We start from the raw sequence: 23116 nt of genomic DNA, 5'->3' as shown, positions 1-23116 counted from the left end.
TACGATCCCTTTTTTCCAATTTTTCTTTTATAATGTTGGAGAAGTTCCAAGGCAGGAAGTACCAGGATGGAGGAAGGCCAAGATGTGGAATATCGATTTTGAGCATCAGTATGACAAACGTTCCGGTGCGACCGGTGAACAAATGGCACGTTTTGTTAAGGAGTGGAATACGGAGCTTTCTGCGCAAGAATTGGAGGATATCAAGGGAAGACAAATGAATCCTTTTCACAAATCGTCGACCTTTTACGATCAATATACGCCGCTCGATCCTGCAGGCTGGAAGCTGCCTCAGAGGGATCTCCCTGCAAGCTACGTGGATTTAATGAAGTACTCCAACGGCGGGGAATTTCAACAGGGAGAACGTTATTTCCAGTTCTTTAACACGGAGGATCTGAGGGAGATGAACCTGGCTTATGAGCTGCCGGAGTATATGCCGAATGCGGTATCGTTTGCCATGGATGGAAGAGGAAATCATTATATGTTCGATATGAGGGAAGAGCCGGTAAACGGTGAATATCCGATTCTGTTCGCGCATTCCGGCAGCTTGGGCTATGAGGACTGCGAGCGGGTTGCCGATTCTTTTCTTGCGTTATGTACGGAGACATGGGAGCTTTATTAAGCCTGACATAACAGAAGAGCCCACGCGCCATGCGTGGGCTTTTGCGTTTAGCGGAAGAGGAATGGCGCTGTTCCATGTAACGATAACGATGATTAAGCCAGTACTTCAACAGTAAAACCGCCCGGAGCTTTAACGTAGAAGGTCCATCCGTGGGCTCTCCGGGGCTCTGTGACATCGAAGCCGTCAACGCTTAGGCGCTGATGAATCTCATTTACTTTCGCTTCGCTTTCCTGAATAAAGCCAATATGAAACGTCTTGGGATAGTTAACCTCGGTACCCCGCATTAAGGTCAGCACCATCCCTTGATCGTCAAACAGCGCTGCAAATGACTGACCACGCTCGCCTCCGATTTTGAGTCCGAAATAGGTTTGCAAAAATTCCTTGGCGGCGGTTACATCGGTTACGGTGAGATTAAGATGGTTCATTATCATATCGTAAACACTTCCTTCCTATGGAATGTGATTCTTCATTCAAGCGTAGCACATTGAAGCAAGAGGAGATCTTATGCAGGTTTAGGGCAGGAATGGGCGGCAAAACCCGTCAGGTAAGTCGAATGTTTTAGATAAGGCTTTGTTTTTATATGATCGAAAAAAAGCTTCCGCAACGGATTATCATCACAGATGTGCGGAGCATCTGGTATAATAACATCACATTAATTGATAATGATTATCATAATCAAGTGGGTGGAATGGCTCTCCAAGAAGAATTGATACATAACAAAGGTGCTCTCCTGAGTCTTGTCATACAAGATGAAGGTAGAGCGCCTTGTTTTTTAATGTGATCCTATTCTTGAACCTCCTGGCCCAAAGTATAAAGCCCCCTGTGGGAGACGAATTAAGAACGATTTTGCCAAATAATCTGCTATACTACTCAATAGACTTACCCCCTTATTCAGAAAAAAAGGTGAACTTTCATGCTTTCATTTACTAGACTAACCAAATGCAAACCCCCGATTCCGTAATTTCTTTGCCAGCCAACTTGAGATTTTTGAATGATAAGGGGGATGTTAGCTGTGCAAAGAAAAATCTCAAATCCATCCATCTGGTTATTAATTATCCTTGTGGGTTTCCCGCAAATTAGTGAAACGATATATACACCCTCATTACCGGACATTGCCCATCAATTGGGAGAAAGCAACAATGCCATCCAACTGACGCTCAGCATTTACTTCCTGGGTTTTGCCTTCGGGGTGTTTTGCTGGGGAAGGCTCTCGGATTCCATCGGATGTCGTCCTGCCATGCTGTGGGGCATCCTGGTTTATGGAATAGGCAGCTTGGGCTGTTACCTATCCGGTTCGGCCGAATGGTTATTGGTGAGCCGATTCATTCAGGCTTTCGGTGCCAGCACCGGCTCGGTTGTCACCCAAACCATTTTGCGTGAGAGCATCGATGGAGCCAAGCGTCATGCGGTGTTTGCCCAGATTTCGGCAGCGCTTGCGTTTACGCCCGCTATTGGGCCGCTCATTGGCGGATGGGTGGATCAATCTCTTGGTTTCAGGGCGGTGTTCTTGACGCTGGTTTTGATGAGCGCCGCTATTTTGGCGTGTACCTGGACTTCTCTGCCTGAAACCAGGGTCAAGGCTGTCTCGAAGATGAACACCCTCTCCGTGGCCAAGCGCCTGGTCTTCGACCGCAGAATATGGGGATTCGGTTTTCTCATTGGAGCCACCAACGGCATATTGTTCAGTTACTATGCGGAGGCTCCGTTTATTTTTATTGAATTTTTTCAGATGAGTCCCGGCGGGTTTGGTTTCTTCGGTATCTTTGTTGCGATGTCATCCATCCTGGGTGCGATGCTGTCGAAGAAACTGCTGACCCGGCTCCAGGCTGAGCGCATTATCGTGATCGGCACGATCATTACGATGCTGGGTGCCCTTTGCCTTACCGTTCTTGCTGTAAGCGGAATGAGCACCACTATAATAGACATGGTGTTCATGGTAGCGTGTATTTTTATTCTTCTGCTCGGCATCGGAATGGCGATTCCGAATTGCCTTAGTTTGGCGCTGAACCAATATGGAGATGTGCTCGGAACGGCAGGAGCGATCTTCGGATTGGGTTATTACGTTGTCGTCAGCCTGATTACCAGCGGCATGAGTCTCCTTCACAATGGCTCGTTAATCGTGATGCCCTTGTATTTTCTTGGTCTTGCGGTAGTCATGGTCTGCGTGAGCAAGAAGCTTGCTGGATATGCGCGGAGGTAGTCCGGCATTTTGTTTAAGTTTCATATAGGATTGAAAAGAAGCTGTCCCCTTTCTAGCAGGAGGGGCAGCTTCTTCTTGTTCCACTGGATTAAGTCTCCCTTTCGATTCGGAGGTTCCAAAAATACTGTGTGAAAATTCGAGTCCAATGGTTTATTTTAACACCTGTGAGCTCTCCCCAGTTTTAGGAATGCATCTTTCACTTGAACGACCATTTCATCCAAATTCTTGATACTTGTTGAGCATTCTTTTATGGTCATCAATCCTAGTGCCTCATTGTCATATGACATTTTGAAGTGTCTTGGCATTGTGGGTGACGAAATGACACTTGTTGATATGACAAGCCTTTTGCCATACTCGGTTCAGCCAGTTGTTATGAGGCAAATACATTTTGAGGAGAAACCATGTATGAAAAAAAAGACTCGCACCATCGCGGTTCTGCTATTATCCGCTATGGCAACGACCGCATGTATCCCAGATAGCAGCTCGACAGCTAGCGCAACAATGGCCACACCCATTGCATCTGTAAGTTCTAGCTTGGAGGGGCCCCGCGATGCCAAGGAGGTAGAAACATTTGCAGATAGCGTTATTACGGACGTGATGAAGAAGTATAACACAGTCGGTACTAATTTTACGGTCGTGGCCGATGGGAAAGTGTTACTAAGCAAAGGTTACGGTTATGCCGACAAAGAAAAGAAGATTCCCGTTGATAAAGACACCGTTTTCCAGATCGGCTCTGTTACCAAGACATTCACGGCCTTGGCGGCAATGCAGTTGGTCGATAAGGGAAAAATCGATTTACGAGGCGACATTCAAAAGTACTTAGGAGGAGTGAAGATTCCGAATAAAACGGGGAAAAACCTGACCATGTATGATCTGCTTACCTATTCAACCGGATTTGATTCACCCGATATCGCTTCGTATTATTCACCGGAATATGTTAACAAAAACTTTCCAATAAAGGATTTTGTCAGATCACATATGTCAGCGGTTGTAAGGCCTCCGGGGGAAATATACACTTATGACAATTTTGGGTTTCTGCTAGCGGGGTATGCGGTAGAGAACGTCTCGGGAATGCCCTATTCGAAGTATATGGAGAAAAACATTTTCAAACCGTTAGGCATGACCTCAACGAATGTGCGAATTACGCCTGAGCTATTAGGCAGAATGGCTGCTCACTATGGACCGAAGGGTGAAAAAATCCCTATGGATGGAACTATTCCTACAGAAAAACCTGAAGGTGGTATCGTCTCAACAGCAGATGACATGGCAAAGTATCTCTTAATGCATCTGAACAAAGGAAAGTATGATGGCAAAGAAATTGTGAGTCAAAAAAGCATAGAGCAAATGCAAACATACCAGCTTTTTGCTGATAAAACGATTCCTATTGCAACAATCGGGTTTGAAGGCTACTTCCATGAGAAGATGAATGGTCAACATGTGGTTCTAAAAGGAGGGAATGTTACAGGGCATTCATCCCTGATTGTTATTCTGCCTGAGAAAAATACAGCCTTGTATATGTCCAACAATGACGACAACCCCTATGTGAGCATTGACGTGTATGAAGCATTTATGAATCACTATTATCCAAGAAAGACAGAAGTTCCAAAGCCAACCTATTCGGCAATCAGTGAGCAGCAAGCCAAAGCGTATGTCGGACTATATAAAAACACGCGTATTGATGCCATGAGGACTAAGGTTTCTTATTCGAACGGGAACTTAGTTTTGGAAGCAGGAGCTGCAGGCAAACAGATGCTGAAAATGATCCATCCTTTATTGTTCGAAGATGAATCAGGTACTAAAATTACGTTTAAGAAAAACGCAGCTGGCCATATCGCATATATGTATTCTACGAGGCTACCAGACTTAGTTGCATTTTCAGAAAAAATTAACGTTGATTCACCTTTCTCTGATGTACCTGCGAATAGTAAGTATAAATCATATATTAACAATCTTAACGCTTTGAAAGTCATGATCGGGAAGTCTTCCCATATCTTTGATCCAAAAGGAACGATGACTCAGGGAGAATTCTCAGAAGTGCTGCTTCGCGCCCATGGGATGCATAAACAGCCTTACATGATTGAGCCCAATAAGAAACAGATGAAAGCCGGACTGCCTAATTATCAGCCTAATTCTCCGATCACTAGACAAATGGCGGCGGTAATGATCCAAAACCTGAAACAGGTAGAGCCTAGAACGAAGGTTAAACTGAGTGGAAAAACGGATGCCTGGGCAGTGGAAGCGATCAAGGCGCTTGTTTCCCAAGGTATCATAGACCCAGATACCAAGGTTAAATCTGATGGCTCCGTGAACTTCCGTTCAAAAGAACTTTTGAAACGTCAAGAGGCTAGTGCCTTATTGGATCAAGCATTTAATTACTATATTTTACCGATTAGTCATTAATTTACCCGACTCATGAACCCCCAGTCAAGTATATGCCTCAGGGGGAGAGGCGCTTTATGGACGAACTGCTCGCTCTGCTCCCGCAGGAGCTGAATGAGGAGGCATTCCGACTCTGCAGTCAGCTTCTGTACGAGGCCGGGGTGGAGCCGCTACCGCTGCTCATTCCTTTTTTTTAGGCACCCTAACCTGGAGGTTCTGATGCTAAAAGAGATTCATAAAGGAATCAAGGCGGAAGCCTTGGATGGCTTGGCGGATATGGATTGCTTGCGGCAGGTAGACTTCCGTTTTATCGATTCCGGCAAAGGCCGTATTGCCGCCATGCGCAAGCGAATGGCGGAAGCGGGCAAAGAGCATCTTCTCTACGAGAATATCCCCGAGGAGAAGCGGATACGATCGATGGCTCTTGAGCATCTGTCCGGAATCCTGATGTAAAAGTCAGACGGTACAAAATTATGAAAAGCCCGCTAGGATAGCGGGCTTTTTGCCGATTTCAATCTTTTATTCCTCTCCAGTTGCCACTGGATTCTCCTCATAGCTGATCCAATCGCTCCAGCTGCCGGCGTACAGCTTCACATTGCCGTAACCGGCTTCCTCCAGGGCAAGCACGTTGGGGCAAGCGGTGACGCCGGAGCCGCAGTATACGATGATCTCGGCATCTTGCGGAATGTCGGAGAAATGCTCGCGGATCGTTTCGGTTTCCTTCCAATGCCCGGAGTCGTCCAGAACACCCTTCCAGAAGTAGTTCACCGCCCCCGGAATATGTCCGGCCTTGGTGTCCAAAGGCTCCTCGACTCCAGCATACCTGCGGGGCTCACGGGAATCGATAATCGTTTGGGTACCCTGCACCAACGCCTCGCGCACCTCATCTACGAGGACCAGTTTATCGGGCTTAAGCTTGATTTCATATGGTACCGGAATGACGATCGGTTGTTCATCCGTTACCGGGTACGAGGCATTCTTCCAAGCTGTAAAGCCTTCATCCATCACATAAGCCTGTTCATGCCCGGTGTATTTCAGCAGCCACCATAGTCGGCTGGCCATGGCTCCGCCCTGGTCGTCATAGATGACGACACGGCTGTTCCCCTGAATGCCGGACTGGCCGAGACGCTTTGCAAGCTGATCCAGCTCCGGCAGAGGATGGCGTCCGCCATGTTGGGTGATAGGGGAGGAGAGGTCCTTCTCCAGGTCGAGATAAACGGCACGCGGAATATGCGATTCCTCATAAGCGGCTCGTCCGCTTTCCGGCTTGCCGAGGGCAAAACGGCAGTCGACGATGACCAAATCCGGTTCATAGAGTCTCGCCAGCAGCCATTTCATTGTCACGATATTATTCATATACCAGGACACCGCCTTCTATTAAGAAATAATGAGATTAGGTAACCGAATTATATCATATTGCTGCATTTCATTACGTATATAACTAAAAAGTCGACCTGTCTCATAGAAGGATGAGATCAGGTCGACGATACCAGAATGAATGATGGCAAGAATCAGGAGAAACGCTTTATTTCTTGATCGCTTGAAGCAGCATGGAGGTGTAAGCCTCGGCACCTTCCGGCTCCAGATGGACGCCGTCAGACCGGAAGTATTCCGGATGATCCTTACTGGCTGAATACCAATCCACCAGCGTAACTTTGGGGTTCTGGGCAGCCGCTTTTCCCAGCATGCCGTTGACGTTCTGTTCCCAATCACGTGGAACCCGTGTGTTGATAAGCAGAATTTGCTTAGCTGTATCCAGCGGACGCAGAAGAGAATCCAGATCCTTTTTCGAGAAAGCACCGTTGGTTCCCAGCCCGATGATGATAATGCCCCCATCTATCCGATTTTGGGTCTTCATGGCGGGAATCAGGTCATCGGCCTGACGCATTTGGCGGCCTATCACCGCATCGATGTGAATGCCGGGCAGCGATTTCTCCAGATAAGGGGATACCCCGAGCATGACCGAATCCCCAATGGCCGTGATGGCGGACTTGGATACCGGAGGATTTTGAGGCTTATTCGTTGGCTTCGTAGGATTGCTCTCTTTGCCGGTCGTTTCGGTTGCCGCGTCCTTGGAGGGATCCGGCATATCCGCCTTATCCTCACTAGGCTTACCCGCTTTATCTTCATTCGGTTGATCCGGGATTGTTTTCTCGGAATCCGCGTTATCGGGGATTTTGCTCCCTGCGTTGGTTTGCTCGTCTTCGTTGTCTGTTTCATTACCAGCAGGATGGTCCGGCTCTTTGTTTCTGCCAGCATCGTCATCGCCAGAACCTGTCGCTCCATCCGGAAACGGCATCTGATCCGGTGTATCCTCGGAGTCCGGCTTCTTAACTACACCAGGCTGCTTCGTGTCGGTAGGCGGAGGGGTGATGTTCCCATTCGTGCCTACAGGAGGCGGCGTTTGTCCTTGCGGTGGCTCCATCGTTCCGGGCTCTGTGCCTTGAGTCTGATCCGGTTCTTCCAGGGCAGGATCAAGGTTCAGCATGGCAGCGATATCGCCTACCGTTCTCGCAGAGGATACGCTGCTCATCATCCCCGAGCAAAAGATGCCGATTAGCATTAGCGAGCTTAGCGATACGACCCAGCCTCTTAACGAAATCGAACGGCGCCGAATGGATCGGGCCTTAAACCATAATTTTTTCAGTCCGCCATGCCGTATCGGTTCTTCAACATACTTCCAGGATAGGGCGGCCAGCAGTACGCTTGCCGCAATTTGCAGGGCAACCTGAGGCAAACTCAAATCGCCTGTACCGGATGCAGGTGAGGTCAGGATCATTACCGGGTAATGCCATAAGTAAATCCCGTAGGATCGAACGCCGATCCATAACAGGGGCTTCCAGCTTAACAAGCGGCTGATTGAAGCGCCCGGGTGCGCCAACACCGCAACGAGAACGGCGGCAGCAAGAGAGAAGAGGAACATGCCTCCTTGATAGAGGAACGAATCGTAACGGTCCACCTGCCACATCATGGAGAGTATGATAAGCATTGCCGCGGCGCCGGTCACGTTGAGTCTGCGCCGGGAAGCCCTTGAAACATGGGTGGACAGCTTCCAGCTGGGCCATACGACAGCCAGCCCCGCTCCGATGAGCAGACCAAACGCTCGGGTATCCGTTCCATAGTAGACCCGGCTAGGATCATCTCCCGGCTGATAGATCACTGCCATAGTCAGAGCTGAAATCGCGGCTCCGGCAGCAATGAAAGTGAACAGCTGTCCCCTTCGGGGGAAGAGCTTGAGAACCGCTAACATGATCAGCGGCCACAGCAAGTAGAACTGCTCTTCCACGGCAAGCGACCAGAAATGCCCCAGTGGAGACGGTGGGCCAAATGATTCGAAATAAGATTGCTGCTGAAAAATAAACTGCCAGTTGCTTATGTATGTAACCGCGCCGAGCACCTCACTCCGAAGCGTAGCCAGTCGCGATCGGTCAAACAGCGTAACCCATACCACAAGGAAGAACAGCATGAGCAGCATGGCCGGGAGGAGACGCCGGAACCTTCGTATCCAGAAATCTTTCAGATCGATCCGGTGCTGATGATGCCATTGCGATGCGAGAATATCTGTAATGAGATACCCGGACAGAACGAAGAATAAACTTACTCCGAGAAAACCACCGCCGGCAAAACCAAAATTCCAGTGGTATCCCATTACTCCGATCAAGGCGAGGGCCCTAAGTCCGTCGAGACCGGGCATGTAGCGTGAATGTGGCTTATCTGATACCGGCACGGGAGATCGCTCCTTTCGAAGGATCTGCGCTTATGCCGCCCTGGAACAGCCGCTGCGATAATATGTAGGACATATTCTCAAACGTCTGGGTGCTGAATAGTGAATGTGTCATTTGGAACATGGTAAACCTTCCCTTTCCTTTATAGGAGGATATCTTAAATTAAGGAGACGCATATCGAATCCTGTAATATCCTGCAACAAGATGTCATAGCTAATACTACCATCCTTGGAAAAACAGAAGGTGACAAAAAAATGAACCTACGGCTACATTGTGATGTCAATAATAAGACAGATTTTTCATTTGAAATGACAAGCCTTCATGTTTGGTATATCCATGCTTCGGTAACGTTCTGTTAACTGTATCGCCGCAGGCCATAAGAAAGAGGAGGCCCTGCCTCCTCCAATATCCTGGATGATTCGACATCCATGATTTTCCTTTTGTTCTTATATATATGGATTAGAGCGCGGCTCCTTGCCGTTTGCGAAAAAAGGTTTTGAGTGCCTCGTACACTTCCCCTTTGTCTTTGATGACATGGTACATGAATTGGTCCAGCTTGATATTCTTATAGGCCGACATCAGCGTGCTGCTGCGATTGTATTGGTTGACCTCACCGTAACCGAACATGTTGCTAACCTTCAGCAGTTCGCCAATGAGTTTGACGCAGCGTTCATTATCGGACGTGAGATTATCGCCGTCGGAGAAATGAAAGGGATAAATGTTGTATTTGGTAGGGGGATAACGGTGATGGATAATATCCAGCGCCTTCTGATAAGCGGATGAACATATGGTTCCGCCGCTTTCACCTCGTGTGAAGAACTCTTCTTCGGTCACTTCTTTGGCTTCGGTATGGTGGGCGATAAACACGATTTCCACTTTCTCGTACTGCTTGCGGAGGAAACGGGTCATCCAGAAGAAAAAGCTGCGTGCGCAGTATTTCTCAAAGGAGCCCATGGATCCGGATGTATCCATCATAGCGATAATGACCGCATTGGACTCCGGAATGACGGTATCGTCCCAGGTCTTGTAGCGCAGGTCGTCCGGACTGATGCCGTGGATGCCGGGTTTGCCGTCTCTGGCATTGCGGCGCAAATTCTCCAGGATGGTGCGCTTCTTGTCAATGTTGGACATGATGCCCTTTTTGCGGATGTCGTTGAACACGATGGATTCCGTCTCGATCTGCTCTTTATCCTTGGGCTGCAGCAGCGGGAGCTCCAGTTCCTCAAACAGCATATTCTCCAGTTCTTCCAGGCTGACCTCGGTTTCCACGATGTCCTGCCCTGCCTGATCGCCGGCTGATTCACCTTTACCGGGCTGGGCTGATGAAGGGTCGCGTCCAAGGACGTCTCCAACCTGACTGTCACCGTCGCCCTGACCGACATGCTTTTGCTTTTGGTAGTTATAGATGAAACGGTATTCGTCAAGGCTTCGGATCGGAACTTTAATGATCTGCTTTCCGTCAGACAGAATAATGTTTTCCTCGGTAATAAGATCGGGCAGGTTGCGTTTGATGACTTCACGGATTTTATGCTGATGACGTACCTGATCCTGGTAGCCTTTGCGGTGCAGCGACCAGTCTTCACGGGATACGACAAACGACAGAGCGTCTTCATTTTGCATGGACAGTCACCTCCCAAGTATGGCCTTGACACGGTTGCCGTCTTTTCGGCTGTAGTATTTCATTATATTCGGGAGAAAGAGCGATATGTGAGTATGAATCCGGCTTTGTCGTGAAAAAGACACTTAACCTGGGATGAATCAGGCAAGTGTCTCGAAGGGGGTACTCCTTAAGCATTTAATACGAATAGGAAAAGGGCTCCGATGGTGATGATGACTACGGCGTTTACGATGGTGGCAATGACGGCGACGGCACGCTTGCGCGTTTTGGAGAAGCAGCCTACAATGCCAAGCACCAAGCCGACGATATTGATGACCATGACGATGATGAACACGGCCGCCAGCGTGGTCATCGCTTCCAGCGTTTCCTGAGTCGGCTCAAGGATCGGTCCGTTCTCCGTCATGTAAGGCTCAATCATCGTGGTGCCAAGCGCGCCGAGCAGAATATACCCGAGCAGCGTCACGATCGACAGGATGAATGAGGCGATGCCGAAGCGGGAGTTTTTTCTGTCCTCGGGTGGAATAAATGTGGTTTTGGGTCGTTTGGGTGAATCTTGATCCTCGGATGGGGAGGAAGGTGATCGTTGATCCATGTGCATAATCGCTCCTAACTTAAGAATTCATTCTCTAATAGGTTCATGTAGGTCTTCTATAAAAAGACATCCTTATTAATCTTTCACAAAATGGCCCTGAAATCAAGTCCAAGGCGCTTGCATACCGGTGGAAAAGCTTCTTCGAATCCGTTAAACTTAATTTGATTACATAAGGACACGGATGTCCGCTGACAAAAGGGGTTGAAAAGGCATGAGTCGTAGATTCATCGCATGGGGGTCGATCCTGATGGCATTATCTGTCGCTATCGGAGCATTCGGTGCCCATATGCTGGAGGATAAGATTACGCCGGACGAACTTGCCATTTATGAGACGGGAGTCCATTATCATATGATTCACGGACTTGCGGTCCTGATTACGGGGATTGTGGCGAAGGTTCTGGGCGAATCCCGGAAGCTGTTCTGGGCAGGGACTTTATTCATCGCGGGAACCGTCATATTTTCCGGAAGTCTCTACGTGTTAAGTATATCCGGCATCAAGTGGCTTGGCGCGATTACGCCCATCGGCGGTGTCTCCTTTATCGTGGGCTGGCTGATGCTGATGTCTTCGGCGCTGTCCCGAAAAAATGCTTGATTCCAAAAAAGAACGGCTTCACCGATCCCTTCTTATGGGGCGGCGAAGCCGTTTTTTTTAAAATGGATGCCGTTGACGTGATACCGACTCAGCTGACGCTGAACTCGTCAATTTCGTTGAGTTTGAAGGTATACACCTGTTTCTCATCAACATGATAAACGTTGACCAGGAAATTGCTTTCGTCATAGTTGAGAATCCGGCAGGGCAGACTGGTCTGCTTACCGTGGCGGTTGGTTGTCAGGCGAACAAGGCGATTGTCCTTACTGTATACTTTAATCCATTCAAAGGGATCATTTCCGGTGAGTGGAGTTTGGACAGGAGGTACGCTTGCAGCGATCTTTTTTTCCGGCGAGGATGTCGCAGGCGGCGCAGGTTTCGCTTTCTGAGAAGCGGCAGAAGCCATCTTCCCGGAGGCTCTGCTAATAACGGAATCTTTCTTGGCTTGAACCAAGGTGTTGATAATTTCTCCAAGCTCCATTCCGGACTTAACCCGGAAATCGACGACTTCAGCCTTGTCGTTCAGCATTTCTAGCAAATATTGCAAAGCCAGTGCGTTGGAGGAACTCTTGACCAGAATATCAACGTTGAATAAAAAGCCGTTATCATCGGTGGCAGGAATTGTGTTCATAGCTTTTATCATTCACCAGCTTTCACAGGGTTTCTACTGAATCAAATATACCATAATTTTCGAATATTCATAGTCCTAATGTCATACATATTTCATCTTTATTCTAATGACTTACGAGTCATTCGCACCATAAGTGTGGGCTGGAATGCATAATATCAGAGACATTCGCACCATGTCGGTTCCAAGAGAATAAACATAATTCTAAGCCGACGTGAGGGGAGGTTTGTTGATATTGGTGACTTTACTGCCGATCGATATTGAAGGACATACCGTAATGGGCGTCGAGGTAAAGCTTCCGAAAACAACGCTGCTGGCCGTTTACACTTCCCGCGGCTATATTATGTGCGGTGCACTCGATGTGGGCCTTCTTAATGAAAAGCTTGCGGACCGCAAGATTATCGCAGGAAGAGCCGTAGGGGTTCGCACACTGGAACAGCTGCTGGAGGCACCGCTGGAATCGGTAACCCTGGAGGCGGAGAAGTGGGGCATTCATCCTGGCTTGGCTGGCAAGGAAGCGATCCTGCGCATGTTATGAGTCATGTATGCCTTACGTTACAAGAGTGATTCCTGTGCGGATCGCTCTTTTTTTAGAGAAAAGAAAGGTCTGCACTTCAGATGCACTAACATGCAAACCGTAAAAAAACGGACAATTCGGCTGGAGGGCCGTTTGTCCGTTTTATGATGCCATTAAACATTCGGATATAGCGGCTATTCGAACAAGCTTTTTAAGCTCTCATGATAAGGAGCTTGCACGACGCCTTTTTCCGTAATGATTGCTGTCACATATTCATTCGGCGTAATGTCGAAGGCAGGGTTGTACACTTTCACGCCTTGCGGCGCTGTGCGCTTGCCGAAACCTTCCGTGATCTCTTCCGCAGGACGCTCCTCAATCGGAATATCGGCACCTGTCTTCGTATTCAGATCAATCGTGGACAGCGGGCACGCCACGTAGAAAGGAATGCCGTGAGCTTTAGCCAGAACCGCGACCCCGTACGTACCGATCTTGTTGGCGACATCGCCGTTTGCAGCTACGCGATCCGTACCGACGATAACTGCTTGGATCCACCCTTTGGACATGACCATGGCAGCCATGTTGTCTGCCAGCAGCGTAACGTCAATCCCTGCCTGTTGGAGTTCAAAAGCAGTTAAACGCGCGCCTTGGAGGACAGGTCTTGTCTCATCCGCGAACACCTTGATGTTTAGGCCCTGTTCATGAGCCAGATACATCGGCGCCAGGGCAGTCCCGTATTTGGCAGTCGCCAGTCCGCCCGCGTTACAGTGGGTAAGCACACCCATACCTTCTTTGAAGAACGGCAGCGCGTTTTCGCCGATGCGGCGGCATACATCCTCATCCTCGGCACGAATGGCCTCGGCTTCGGCGAGCAGCGCCGCATTCAGTCCGGCCGTATCGAGATCCGAATCCGCCAGCTTCTCAGCTGCAAGCTTGATGCGGTCCAGCGCCCAGAACAGATTGACGGCCGTTGGTCTGGAAGTGGCGAGATAAGCGCAGGTTTTTGCGACTTGTTGCAGCCAGCCTTCGTTATCGCTGGCTTCAACCTGCATGCCGCCAAGGACAGCGCCGAATGCTGCCGCGATGCCGATAGCCGGCGCGCCGCGGACTTTCATGGAGTGAATCCCTTCCCAGACTTCCTCCGGTGTATAGAGCCTAAGATAGACGATCTCTTCCGGGAGCAAGCGCTGATCCAGAAGGACCAGATGGTCTCCTCCCCAGTAAACCGAGCTTAGCGGTTCATAGGTGCTGGCATTGCCGGTAGTCATACCGCTCATATCGATACCTCATTTCCTTTAATTGCTTGTGTAATCAAAGTTAAAATGTCCTCAAAGGACTTCATGCTGCGGTGATGGCGCACTAGATTTTTGCCGATGGCAAGCGCTTTGCGCTGCGCAGCTTCTCTGGCCTTATCATCGGGTATGGTGTCAATGTCTGCAACATGGGACAATCCGACGATGCGCCGGATCATTTTGCAGCCCGCGAATCCTGCGGTATCCTTCAAAATCTGCGACACATAATGGTCCTGGTAGCCTGGTGTGCGGGACATTTCGTCCAAGAGGTCTTCATTCCACAGCAGGCGGAAGTTGTTCTCGAAGTGGGTCCATACGTCGCTTGCCATCTCGAGGAGTCGGGCTTCCCTGGCAGCAAGCGTATGCTCGTCCTCACTCCAGCCCGGCTGTGCCGCATAGTTGAGCAGCAGGTTGCCGATGACCGCACCGATATCGAATCCCATCGGGCCGAAATAAGCGAATTCCGGGTCGATGACCTTGGTGGATTCCGGCGTGACGAAAATGCTGCCTGTATGCAGATCCCCGTGGAGCAGAGCCTGTGCATGAGTCAGAAACTTCTCCCGAAGCAGCGCGACTTCAAAGTGAAGCGGCAGGTCGGCGCGGAGGGCTTCCGCTTCATCGGCAATGCTCTGCGGATAATTGTTATTGGCGGATTCGCGGTATGGATCTTCGAAGATTAAATCTTCGGTGATTTTGCATAAATCCGGATTGACAAAGCGGCCGGCAAGTTCCTTCTTCTTCTGCTGGTTCATCCCGAGATCCGACGTGTAGAACAACGTTCTGGCCAGGAAGCGGCCGATATGCTCTGCGAACTTCGGATAGGCATTGCCCTCAATCAGGCCTTTGCGCATGATGGTATACTCGCTCAGGTCTTCCATTACGGTGTAGGCGAGCTCATCCGAATAACCGTATACTTCGGGTACGAGGTCGGGGCAGATGGAATACTCCGTCTCCAGCGCCAGACGTTCGATACGGGCCCGGTCGAGAGACAGCGGCCAGGATTCGCCTACAACTTTTGCATAAGGAACAGCTTGCTTGATAATGATACTATCAGTCGTATTTTTGGCGGTGACATGAAACACCAGATTGAGATTGCCATCGCCGATTTCGCGGCATTCGAGCTCGGCATGGTCCGGGAACCGGCCCGGTATACTTTTAGCTAATTGTATAGCTTCTTCCGCGTTCAACGGATGATATGCAGACATGGATGGTCACCCCCAAATAGTATAGAAGAAAAACAAAGCCAACTTTTTTGCTTGGTATTACCTAGTATAACGTTTTTTCGCGAATTTTGTATAATTTTTTGGCAAGACGAAAGGTTTGCGAAACTGATTCGCTTCGTAGTCCTAAGGGTAAACTACAAATAGACGCCCAAGCACAGGATGTACTCATATATTAATGAAGGATTAGCATTAGCAGATGGTACCAGTTACAATGGGTATACACCGCTCTGCCGAATGTTCCTTTGACGCAGTACAGGGTGCATTTCATATAGAAAAGGAAGGGATTAACCATGGCAAAAACTACATCTGGCAAAGCTGCAGGAAAAACGAAGAACGCAAGTCTGGAGCAATTGTTGAATCAGCAGGTTGCGAACTTTAACGTGCTCTATGTCAAACTCCACAATTATCACTGGTATGTAACCGGAGAGCAATTCTACTCCCTTCATGTTAAATTCGAAGAATTGTATGATGAAGTTACGCTTAAAATGGATGAGGTTGCGGAGCGCCTGCTGTCGATTAAAGGCAAACCGGCTGCAACGATGAAAGAATATTTGGAACTTGCAACGGTCCAGGAGGCTTCAGGCAACGAGGATACCCGCGGCATGGTACAAGCCTTGATTGAAGACTTTGCAACCGTATCCGAGGAGCTGGCGGAAGGCATCGAAATGGCCGAGGAAGCCGGAGATGCGCCAACAGCGGACATGTTCACCGGCTTTAAAGCCGATCTTGAGAAGCATATGTGGATGCTGCGTTCGTTCCTTGGATAAAGCGTGATACAACAGAATGATGCCTGTTCTTTCCTTAGTATTTGCAAGAGCTGAGGGTGCCGGTCACCTTGCCGTGTGCCCTTTTAGCTCATGCTGTTGACCTGAGCACCGTCTGTCAACGCGCGATAAACGCCGGTGCCGGATGCCGTAATGACTCTCGGGAGCAACAAGCACATTTGAAGGGGAACAGGGCGAACGAAACAGGCTTGGCCGGTCTATCGGTCATGCCTGTTTTTTAATTGTTACGGTTGTCTGAATGTTGTCTGCAAAACGCTTGTCCGGTTGAAATACGTCATATTTTATTATAAAATGGCTTGAGAATCATTGATAATCAGTTTAGAATGATTATAAATAAATAATTATTTTTTGTTTTATGAAATCAGGGCGTCCAATCCTGTTATCATATAGGACAACAATACACTACCTATTCAACGGAGGGAATCTAATATGTCAACCAAGTTTGTCATTGAAGGATTGAAAGCAACAATCGAAGGCAAGGAGATCCTTAAAGGTATCAACCTTGAGATGAAGGGCGGAGAAGTTCATGCCATCATGGGACCAAACGGTACAGGCAAAAGTACTTTGGCTTCCGCGTTGATGGGGCATCCTAAATATGAAGTTACAGAAGGTAAAGTATTGCTTAACGATGAAGACGTGCTGGAGATGGAAGTTGACGAGCGCGCACTCGCAGGTCTGTTCCTGGCCATGCAATATCCGAGCGAAATCGCCGGCGTTACGAACTCCGACTTCCTGCGCAGTTCCATCAACGCACGCCGCGGTGAAGGCAATGAGATTTCCCTGATCAAGTTCATTCGTCAAATGGAAGGCAAAATGAAGGAGCTTGAGATGAATCCTGAGTTCGCTCACCGTTACCTGAACGAAGGTTTCTCCGGCGGTGAGAAGAAACGTAACGAAATCCTGCAAATGATGATGCTGGATCCGAAAATCGTTGTGCTTGACGAAATCGACTCCGGTCTTGATATCGATGCTTTGAGAATTGTAGCGAACGGTGTAAATGCCATGAAATCCGAAGAACGCGGTTTCTTGATTATTACCCACTATCAGCGTTTGCTTAACTATATCACTCCAGATTACGTTCACGTGATGATGCAAGGACGCATCGTAAAATCCGGCGGTCCTGAACTGGCACAACGCCTGGAGGCAGAAGGTTATGACTGGATTAAGGAAGAGCTGGGCATTACTGATGAAACTGTAGGTCAAGACGCGTAAATAGACGGGAGGAGGAAACGATATGACTACACAAACCATTCTTCCGGTCAACGCTGAGGCTCTGAAGGCATTGTCCGAAAGGAAACAGGAACCGGCCTGGCTGACAGACAGCCGTCTGGCTTCTCTGGAACTGGCTGGCCAGTTGGAACTGCCCAAGCTGGAGAAACAACGCATCGAGCGCTGGAACATTCAAAGTTATGGTGAATATAAAGAGAGCAGCAAACTTGCTTCCCTTGACGAATTGCCTGAGCAGGTAGCCAAACTTGTCGAAGGTTCAAGAGAAGGCGGCCTGGTTATTCAACGCAACTCGGGAACCGTACATGTAAGTCTGGCTCCGGAACTGGCTGCCAAAGGCGTCATTTTCACCGATTTGGAAACAGCGGTTAAAGAACACGCGGATTTGGTTAAACCTTATCTGCATCAAGCGCTTAAGAATGACGAGCATTCGATGGCCGCTCTGCATGCTGCTGTATGGAACGGCGGGGTGTTCCTATATGTTCCTAAGAATGTGGAGGTCGATGTCCCTCTGCAGGCGGTTATGCTGACGGATGATGCCGAAGCCACATTTGCTCCGCATGTGCTGATCGTAGCCGAAGCGAACAGTCAGATCACTTATGTAGACAACTACGTTTCGGATTCCCTGGCTGCGCCGGTGACTCATAACGGAGCGGTGGAAGTCTTCGTTAAAAACGGCGCGAAGGTGCGTTATGCTTCCGTTCACCAATTGGCTGGCGAAGCAACCGATGTTACGTTCCGTCGTGCGGTGCTGGACAATGACGCTTCGATCGAGTGGATTGTTGGCGAGATGAACGATGGCGATACAGCTAGCGATACCATGAGTATTCTGAAGGGCAACGGTTCGACATCCGATGCGAAAGTCATCGCGGTCGGCTCCGGCTCCCAGAAGATCAATTACACTACCCAAGCGAAGCATTTCGGCAAGAGCTCGGCGTCCCAGATGATCACCCGTGCAGTCATGCGCGAAGAGGCACAAGCCATCATCAACGGAGTTACCAAGATCGAGAAGGGTGCAACGAAGGCGGACGGACAACAGACCGAGCGCGTGTTGATGCTCAGCCCGAAAGCTCGCGGCGACGCGAACCCGATTCTGTTGATTGACGAGGATGATGTAACAGCTGGACACGCAGCGTCCGTAGGACAAGTGAATCAGGAGCAAATTTACTACCTGATGTCCCGCGGTATCTCGCGTACCGTGGCAGAATCCTTGATTATTTACGGCTTCTTGGCTCCGGTTGTCAGCGAAATTCCGCTTGAGGGACTTCGTGACCAACTGCAGGGGCTCGTTGAAAGGAAGCTGGGACAATGATCGCCTCTGTCCGTGAGCAATTTCCCATTCTTCATCAGGAGATCAACGGACATCCGCTGGTATATCTCGACAATGCCGCGACATCGCAAAAGCCGCAGGTGGTCATAGATGCTATCAAGCGGTACTACGAGTGGGAAAACTCCAATGTACACCGCGGGGTTCATACACTCGGCAGCCGTGCTACCGATGCTTATGAAGGAGCCAGGGAGAAGGTTGCCCGTTTCATTAATGCCGAGAGTTCGGAGCAAATTATTTTCACCCGCGGTACGACGACGGCCCTGAATCTGGTAGCTTCGTCCTACGCTCGCTCTGTTTGCGGTCCTGGGGATGAAATTGTCCTTACGGAAATGGAGCATCACAGTAATCTCATACCGTGGCAGCAGGCGGCTATCGCCGTTGGCGCTACGCTGAAATATATTCCTCTGCAGCCTGACGGCACGATCCGTGTCGAAGATGTGGAGGCACTCGTTACCGAACGGACCAAGGTTGTAGCCATCGCTTACGTATCCAACGTCATGGGCGTTGTGCATCCCGTAAAACAAATTGCGGAAATCGCGCACCGTCATGGTGCCGTCATTGTGGTTGACGGTGCGCAAAGCACACCGCATATGAAAGTGGACGTCCAGGATCTGGATTGCGATTTCTACGCTTTGTCCGGCCATAAGATGTGTGCTCCAACAGGTATCGGCGCATTATACGGCAAGAAGGCGCTGCTGGAATCAATGGAGCCGATCGAATTCGGCGGAGAAATGATCAATGATGTTGGATTGTACGAATCGAACTGGAAGGAGCTCCCTTGGAAGTTTGAGGGGGGGACGCCTATCATTGCAGGGGCTGTCGGTTTGGGCGCTGCCATCGATTTCCTCCAGGAAATCGGAATGGATGCCATCGAGCAGCATGAGACGCAGCTTGCGGCCTACGCCATGAACCGCATCTCCGAGATCGAAGGCATTTCCATTTACGGCCCCCGTGAGCGAAAAGTGGGCCTCGTTACCTTTAACCTTGGCGACGTGCACCCGCATGACGTGGCCACGGTGCTGGATGCACAGGGGATTGCGATTCGTGCAGGTCATCATTGCTGTCAACCGCTTATGCGTTGGTTAAAAGTATCCTCTACGGCACGCGCGAGCTTTTATCTGTATAATACAGAAGAGGACGTTGATCGATTAGTTAGCGCCTTAATCCAGACAAAGGAGTATTTTGGCGATGCAACTTGACGATTTGTACAGACGTGTCATCATGGATCATTATAAGAACCCCCGCAATCGCGGCAAGTTTGAAGAAGATGCGGTAACCATCGATTTGAACAATCCGACTTGCGGAGATCGCATTTCCTTACAGCTTAAGGTAGAGAACGGCGTGGTAGCCGATGCCAAATATACAGGGGAAGGCTGCTCCATCAGCATGTCTTCCGCTTCGATGATGACGGACGCCGTAAAAGGCAGAACGCTGGATGAAGCGATCAGTCTGGCGGATCGGTTCTCCTCCCTTATGAAAGGCGAGGCAGTAGATTTTGACGAGTACGAGGATATTGAAGCCCTATCCGGTGTTAACAAGTTTCCTGCACGCATTAAATGTGCAACACTTGCGTGGAACGCACTCCGAAAAGGAATAGACGCGAAGTAAGTGAATCAATAGATCGATAGGGAGGTAAGTTAAATGGCTAAAAAAGCACCAGAAATTGGAGAGTATAAATATGGTTTCCGTGACGAGCACAAAGCTATTTTTCAAACCGGCAAAGGTTTGACTCGTGAAGTTGTAACGGAAATTTCCAAAATCAAGAACGAGCCGGAATGGATGCTGGAATTCCGTTTGAAAGCACTGGAGCAGTTCGAGAAAATGCCAATGCCTCGCTGGGGCGGCGATCTCGACGAGCTGGATTTCAACGATATCCAGTACTATGTAAGACCTTCCGACAAGCAAGGCAAGACTTGGGAGGAAGTACCTGCCGAGATCAAGGAAACCTTTGATAAATTGGGTATTCCGGAAGCAGAGCAGAAGTTCCTGGCGGGTGTATCCGCACAGTACGAATCCGAAGTTGTTTACCATAACATGCAAAAGGATCTTGAGGATCAGGGCGTTATCTTCATGGATACCGATACGGCTCTCAGAGAGCATCCGGAAATCTTGAGAGAATACTTTGCAACGGTAGTGCCTCCAACGGATAACAAATTCGCCGCATTGAACAGTGCTGTATGGTCTGGCGGAAGCTTCATCTATGTTCCAAAAGGCGTGAAATGTGAAATTCCGCTGCAAGCGTATTTCCGTATCAATTCCGAGAACATGGGTCAGTTCGAACGTACGCTGATCATTGCGGACGAAGACAGCTTCGTGCACTACGTAGAAGGATGTACGGCTCCGATCTACAGCACGAACTCGCTTCATAGTGCGGTAGTAGAGATCATCTGTAAAAAGAATGCACGCGTTCGCTATACAACCATTCAGAACTGGGCGCCGAACATCTACAACCTCGTGACCAAGCGTGCTGTTGCTGAAGAGAATGCAACTATGGAATGGGTTGACGGCAACATCGGTTCCAAGCTGACCATGAAATATCCTGCCGTTATTCTGAAGGGTCGCGGTGCAAAAGGGATGGTATTGTCCATCGCTGTAGCAGGCAAAGGCCAGCATCAGGATGCAGGAGCCAAAATGATTCACTTGGCACCGGACACGACTTCTACCATCGTATCCAAGTCCATCAGTAAGCATGGCGGTAAAGTAACTTACCGTGGACTGGCTTCCTTCGGCCGCAATGCAGAAGGAGCGAAAGCCAACATCCAGTGTGATACACTGATCCTCGATAATGAATCGACGTCGGATACGATTCCTTACAACGAGATCAAGAATGACAACATTACGCTGGAGCATGAAGCGACCGTATCCAAGGTGTCCGAGGAACAATTGTTCTACCTCATGAGCCGTGGCCTTAGCCAGTCTGAAGCTACGCAAATGATCGTTATGGGCTTCATCGAGCCATTCACCAAAGAACTTCCGATGGAGTATGCCGTTGAGATGAATCGACTCATCAAGTTCGAAATGGAAGGCAGCATCGGCTAAATAGTTCTTATATACACAGGGGGCAAATCACTCGGGCACGAGTGGTTTGCTCCTTTTTTTATGCTTGGGTGTTTACGCGATGTTGGCTTATTGTGACTTTTATGGTTGCGTGGCGTGAGCCGTCTCGACAGGACACGCGTTTTATTTTGCCAGAAATCAAGAATGAGGGGAAATGGAAATGTCACAAAAGCACGCAAAAAAACCGCCAGCATACAAGCCGGACGGTTTATACGGGCTATTTAAGGGAAGAGGCTAGGCGAAAACGCCGGTTACAGAAGTATCTCTTGGATCTCGGTATTGTACTCTTTGGAGAGGTCGATGAATCGATCCTCGGTCTTCACAAGCGGACGGAAGTAATCCGAAGGATTGTTCATAACGATAATGCCGGATTCGCCAGTCGTCAGCAGAACCTTTTTGCCGATAAAGTTTGGCAGCATCTGCTGGATGAAGGCATGCGTCGGCCTGCCGTTCAGCTTACCAAAACTAAGACGATACAGCTCCCGAAGTACGGTTAACAGCTGCTGCTTGGATTGATAGACCCGAGTCGTTGTCATCGCACTGTATACGTCGGCTACAGCGCAAATATGAGAGTATGGATGAATCTGATCGGCATGGAGCGCTCGTGGATACCCGGAAGCGTCATCCCGTTCATGGTGCTGGAGCGCGACTATAGCGGTAACTTTATCATCCATGGATTCAGAGATCATCTCATAACCATAGATGGTATGCAGCTTCACTTCCTCATATTCTTCAGAAGTCAGCTTGCCTGGCTTGTCCAGTATATCCCTAGAAATCTTGCTTTTGCCGATATCATGGAGATAACCGGCTTTGCCAATTTCATATGCTTCCTTGTCGGAATAACCCATCCAATCCGCGATGTAATACGATAACATTCCAACTTGAATCGAGTGCCTGTAGGTATAATCGTCTGTGCCATTAAAAAGCAAAAGCAGGGAGACGACATCCGTATGCTCATTCAGAGAGCCGACTAAGGGTCTGAAAACATCGTCCACGACGGACTCATTGAATTTACCGGTTTGTGACGCTTCCGCAAATAAGGTGGAGCACCCGTCAAACGCAAGATTGAAATGGGGTTTAACCTTGTTGTATGAATCTGAAATTTCAGCTGATGAATCGAGGGATACAGACAGTGCCCGTGGCTTTATTTCTATGTAATCGATACCGTGCTGCAGTAGCTTGGATATATCCTCAAAACGAAGGGTTGCTCCTTTTTGTAGAACATGAACGCCGTTTGTGTTGTAAGCATCATGCTGCATTTGATCACCGGGTATCAGGTCCGTGACATGTACTCTCAAATCATTGCACCTCTTGCCCTTATATAAGTAAAAAGATCAA

At 49.1% G+C, this 23116-nt stretch carries 22 protein-coding genes; 12 read left to right on the top strand and 10 right to left on the bottom strand.

Annotated features, from left to right (window positions below; translation table 11 throughout):
- Positions 1-82 precede the first annotated feature (82 nt).
- Entirely contained in the window at positions 83-619 is a 537-nt protein-coding gene (locus OHJ21_RS17595) for an SMI1/KNR4 family protein (protein ID WP_486020702.1), read from the top strand.
- Positions 620-711: 92 nt separating this feature from the next.
- Here OHJ21_RS17595 and OHJ21_RS17590 read toward each other — a convergent pair whose 3' ends face one another.
- Entirely contained in the window at positions 712-1050 is a 339-nt protein-coding gene (locus OHJ21_RS17590; protein ID WP_326119334.1) for a VOC family protein, read from the bottom strand.
- A gap of 581 nt (positions 1051-1631) precedes the next feature.
- On the opposite strand from OHJ21_RS17590, the gene OHJ21_RS17585 reads away from it, so the two are divergent.
- From OHJ21_RS17585 to OHJ21_RS17575, 3 genes are all read left to right on the top strand, one after another.
- A complete protein-coding gene (locus OHJ21_RS17585) occupies positions 1632-2819 on the top strand; it encodes a multidrug effflux MFS transporter (RefSeq protein ID WP_486020700.1) in 1188 nt (395 codons plus the stop codon).
- A gap of 405 nt (positions 2820-3224) precedes the next feature.
- Complete coding sequence (locus OHJ21_RS17580; protein ID WP_486020698.1) at positions 3225-5219, top strand: serine hydrolase domain-containing protein; 1995 nt, start codon at positions 3225-3227, stop codon at positions 5217-5219.
- 198 nt (positions 5220-5417) lie between these two features.
- The gene (locus tag OHJ21_RS17575) at positions 5418-5651 is read left to right on the top strand and encodes a hypothetical protein (protein ID WP_394054256.1); all 234 of its coding nucleotides are present in this window, start codon (positions 5418-5420) and stop codon (positions 5649-5651) included.
- Positions 5652-5717: 66 nt separating this feature from the next.
- Here the strand turns inward: OHJ21_RS17575 and OHJ21_RS17570 are convergent, their stop codons facing one another.
- The 5 genes from OHJ21_RS17570 to OHJ21_RS17550 form a co-directional block, all read right to left on the bottom strand.
- Positions 5718-6554 carry a sulfurtransferase gene (locus OHJ21_RS17570; protein WP_486020696.1) on the bottom strand — a complete coding sequence of 279 codons (837 nt, stop codon included), beginning with the start codon at positions 6552-6554 and terminating at the stop codon, positions 5718-5720.
- A 169-nt stretch (positions 6555-6723) separates the two neighbouring features.
- The gene (locus tag OHJ21_RS17565; RefSeq protein ID WP_486020695.1) at positions 6724-8925 is read right to left on the bottom strand and encodes an acyltransferase family protein; all 2202 of its coding nucleotides are present in this window, start codon (positions 8923-8925) and stop codon (positions 6724-6726) included.
- On the bottom strand, positions 8909-9037 hold the full coding sequence (locus tag OHJ21_RS17560; protein WP_279300459.1) for a hypothetical protein: 129 nt from the start codon (positions 9035-9037) through the stop codon (positions 8909-8911). The genes OHJ21_RS17565 and OHJ21_RS17560 overlap by 17 nt, the downstream gene beginning before the upstream one ends.
- A gap of 345 nt (positions 9038-9382) precedes the next feature.
- Positions 9383-10543, bottom strand: coding sequence for a sporulation protein YhbH (yhbH, locus tag OHJ21_RS17555; RefSeq protein ID WP_100538845.1), 1161 nt, complete (start codon positions 10541-10543; stop codon positions 9383-9385).
- 167 nt (positions 10544-10710) lie between these two features.
- Positions 10711-11133: a hypothetical protein gene (locus OHJ21_RS17550; protein WP_127593340.1), complete on the bottom strand. Its 423-nt coding sequence runs from the start codon at positions 11131-11133 to the stop codon at positions 10711-10713.
- A 211-nt stretch (positions 11134-11344) separates the two neighbouring features.
- On the opposite strand from OHJ21_RS17550, the gene OHJ21_RS17545 reads away from it, so the two are divergent.
- Complete coding sequence (locus OHJ21_RS17545; RefSeq protein ID WP_326098127.1) at positions 11345-11725, top strand: DUF423 domain-containing protein; 381 nt, start codon at positions 11345-11347, stop codon at positions 11723-11725.
- 88 nt (positions 11726-11813) lie between these two features.
- On the opposite strand, the gene OHJ21_RS17540 is transcribed toward OHJ21_RS17545, so the two are convergent.
- Positions 11814-12365, bottom strand: a complete 552-nt coding sequence (locus OHJ21_RS17540; RefSeq protein WP_486020694.1) for a hypothetical protein — start codon at positions 12363-12365, stop codon at positions 11814-11816.
- Between the two features lie 220 nt (positions 12366-12585).
- Between OHJ21_RS17540 and OHJ21_RS17535 the strand changes: the two genes are divergently transcribed.
- Positions 12586-12888: a YunC family protein gene (locus OHJ21_RS17535; RefSeq protein ID WP_100538841.1), complete on the top strand. Its 303-nt coding sequence runs from the start codon at positions 12586-12588 to the stop codon at positions 12886-12888.
- Positions 12889-13061: 173 nt separating this feature from the next.
- Here the strand turns inward: OHJ21_RS17535 and mtnA are convergent, their stop codons facing one another.
- Together mtnA and mtnK are read right to left on the bottom strand one after the other, a co-directional pair.
- Entirely contained in the window at positions 13062-14141 is a 1080-nt protein-coding gene (gene mtnA, locus OHJ21_RS17530; RefSeq protein ID WP_486020692.1) for an S-methyl-5-thioribose-1-phosphate isomerase, read from the bottom strand.
- Entirely contained in the window at positions 14138-15361 is a 1224-nt protein-coding gene (gene mtnK / locus OHJ21_RS17525) for an S-methyl-5-thioribose kinase (protein ID WP_486020690.1), read from the bottom strand. The genes mtnA and mtnK overlap by 4 nt, the downstream gene beginning before the upstream one ends.
- A gap of 308 nt (positions 15362-15669) precedes the next feature.
- On the opposite strand from mtnK, the gene OHJ21_RS17520 reads away from it, so the two are divergent.
- From OHJ21_RS17520 to sufB, 6 genes are all read left to right on the top strand, one after another.
- A complete protein-coding gene (locus tag OHJ21_RS17520) occupies positions 15670-16146 on the top strand; it encodes a Dps family protein (RefSeq protein ID WP_076324372.1) in 477 nt (158 codons plus the stop codon).
- 447 nt (positions 16147-16593) lie between these two features.
- Positions 16594-17376, top strand: coding sequence for a Fe-S cluster assembly ATPase SufC (gene sufC / locus OHJ21_RS17515; RefSeq protein ID WP_100538838.1), 783 nt, complete (start codon positions 16594-16596; stop codon positions 17374-17376).
- A 22-nt stretch (positions 17377-17398) separates the two neighbouring features.
- On the top strand, positions 17399-18703 hold the full coding sequence (sufD, locus tag OHJ21_RS17510; RefSeq protein ID WP_100538837.1) for a Fe-S cluster assembly protein SufD: 1305 nt from the start codon (positions 17399-17401) through the stop codon (positions 18701-18703).
- Complete coding sequence (locus OHJ21_RS17505; RefSeq protein WP_100538836.1) at positions 18700-19920, top strand: cysteine desulfurase; 1221 nt, start codon at positions 18700-18702, stop codon at positions 19918-19920. Before sufD ends, OHJ21_RS17505 begins: the two co-directional genes overlap by 4 nt.
- Entirely contained in the window at positions 19910-20329 is a 420-nt protein-coding gene (gene sufU / locus OHJ21_RS17500; protein ID WP_100538835.1) for a Fe-S cluster assembly sulfur transfer protein SufU, read from the top strand. The genes OHJ21_RS17505 and sufU overlap by 11 nt, the downstream gene beginning before the upstream one ends.
- Positions 20330-20362: 33 nt before the next feature.
- Complete coding sequence (gene sufB / locus OHJ21_RS17495) at positions 20363-21760, top strand: Fe-S cluster assembly protein SufB (protein ID WP_100538834.1); 1398 nt, start codon at positions 20363-20365, stop codon at positions 21758-21760.
- 269 nt (positions 21761-22029) lie between these two features.
- On the opposite strand, the gene OHJ21_RS17490 is transcribed toward sufB, so the two are convergent.
- Positions 22030-23076: an HD-GYP domain-containing protein gene (locus tag OHJ21_RS17490; protein WP_100538833.1), complete on the bottom strand. Its 1047-nt coding sequence runs from the start codon at positions 23074-23076 to the stop codon at positions 22030-22032.
- Positions 23077-23116: the final 40 nt, after the last annotated feature.

The organism is Virgibacillus sp. LDC1, from assembly GCF_025792345.1.
GTDB lineage: Bacteria > Bacillota > Bacilli > Paenibacillales > Paenibacillaceae > Paenibacillus_AQ > Paenibacillus_AQ lautus.
This window is presented reverse-complemented; position numbering and strand designations above follow the sequence as displayed.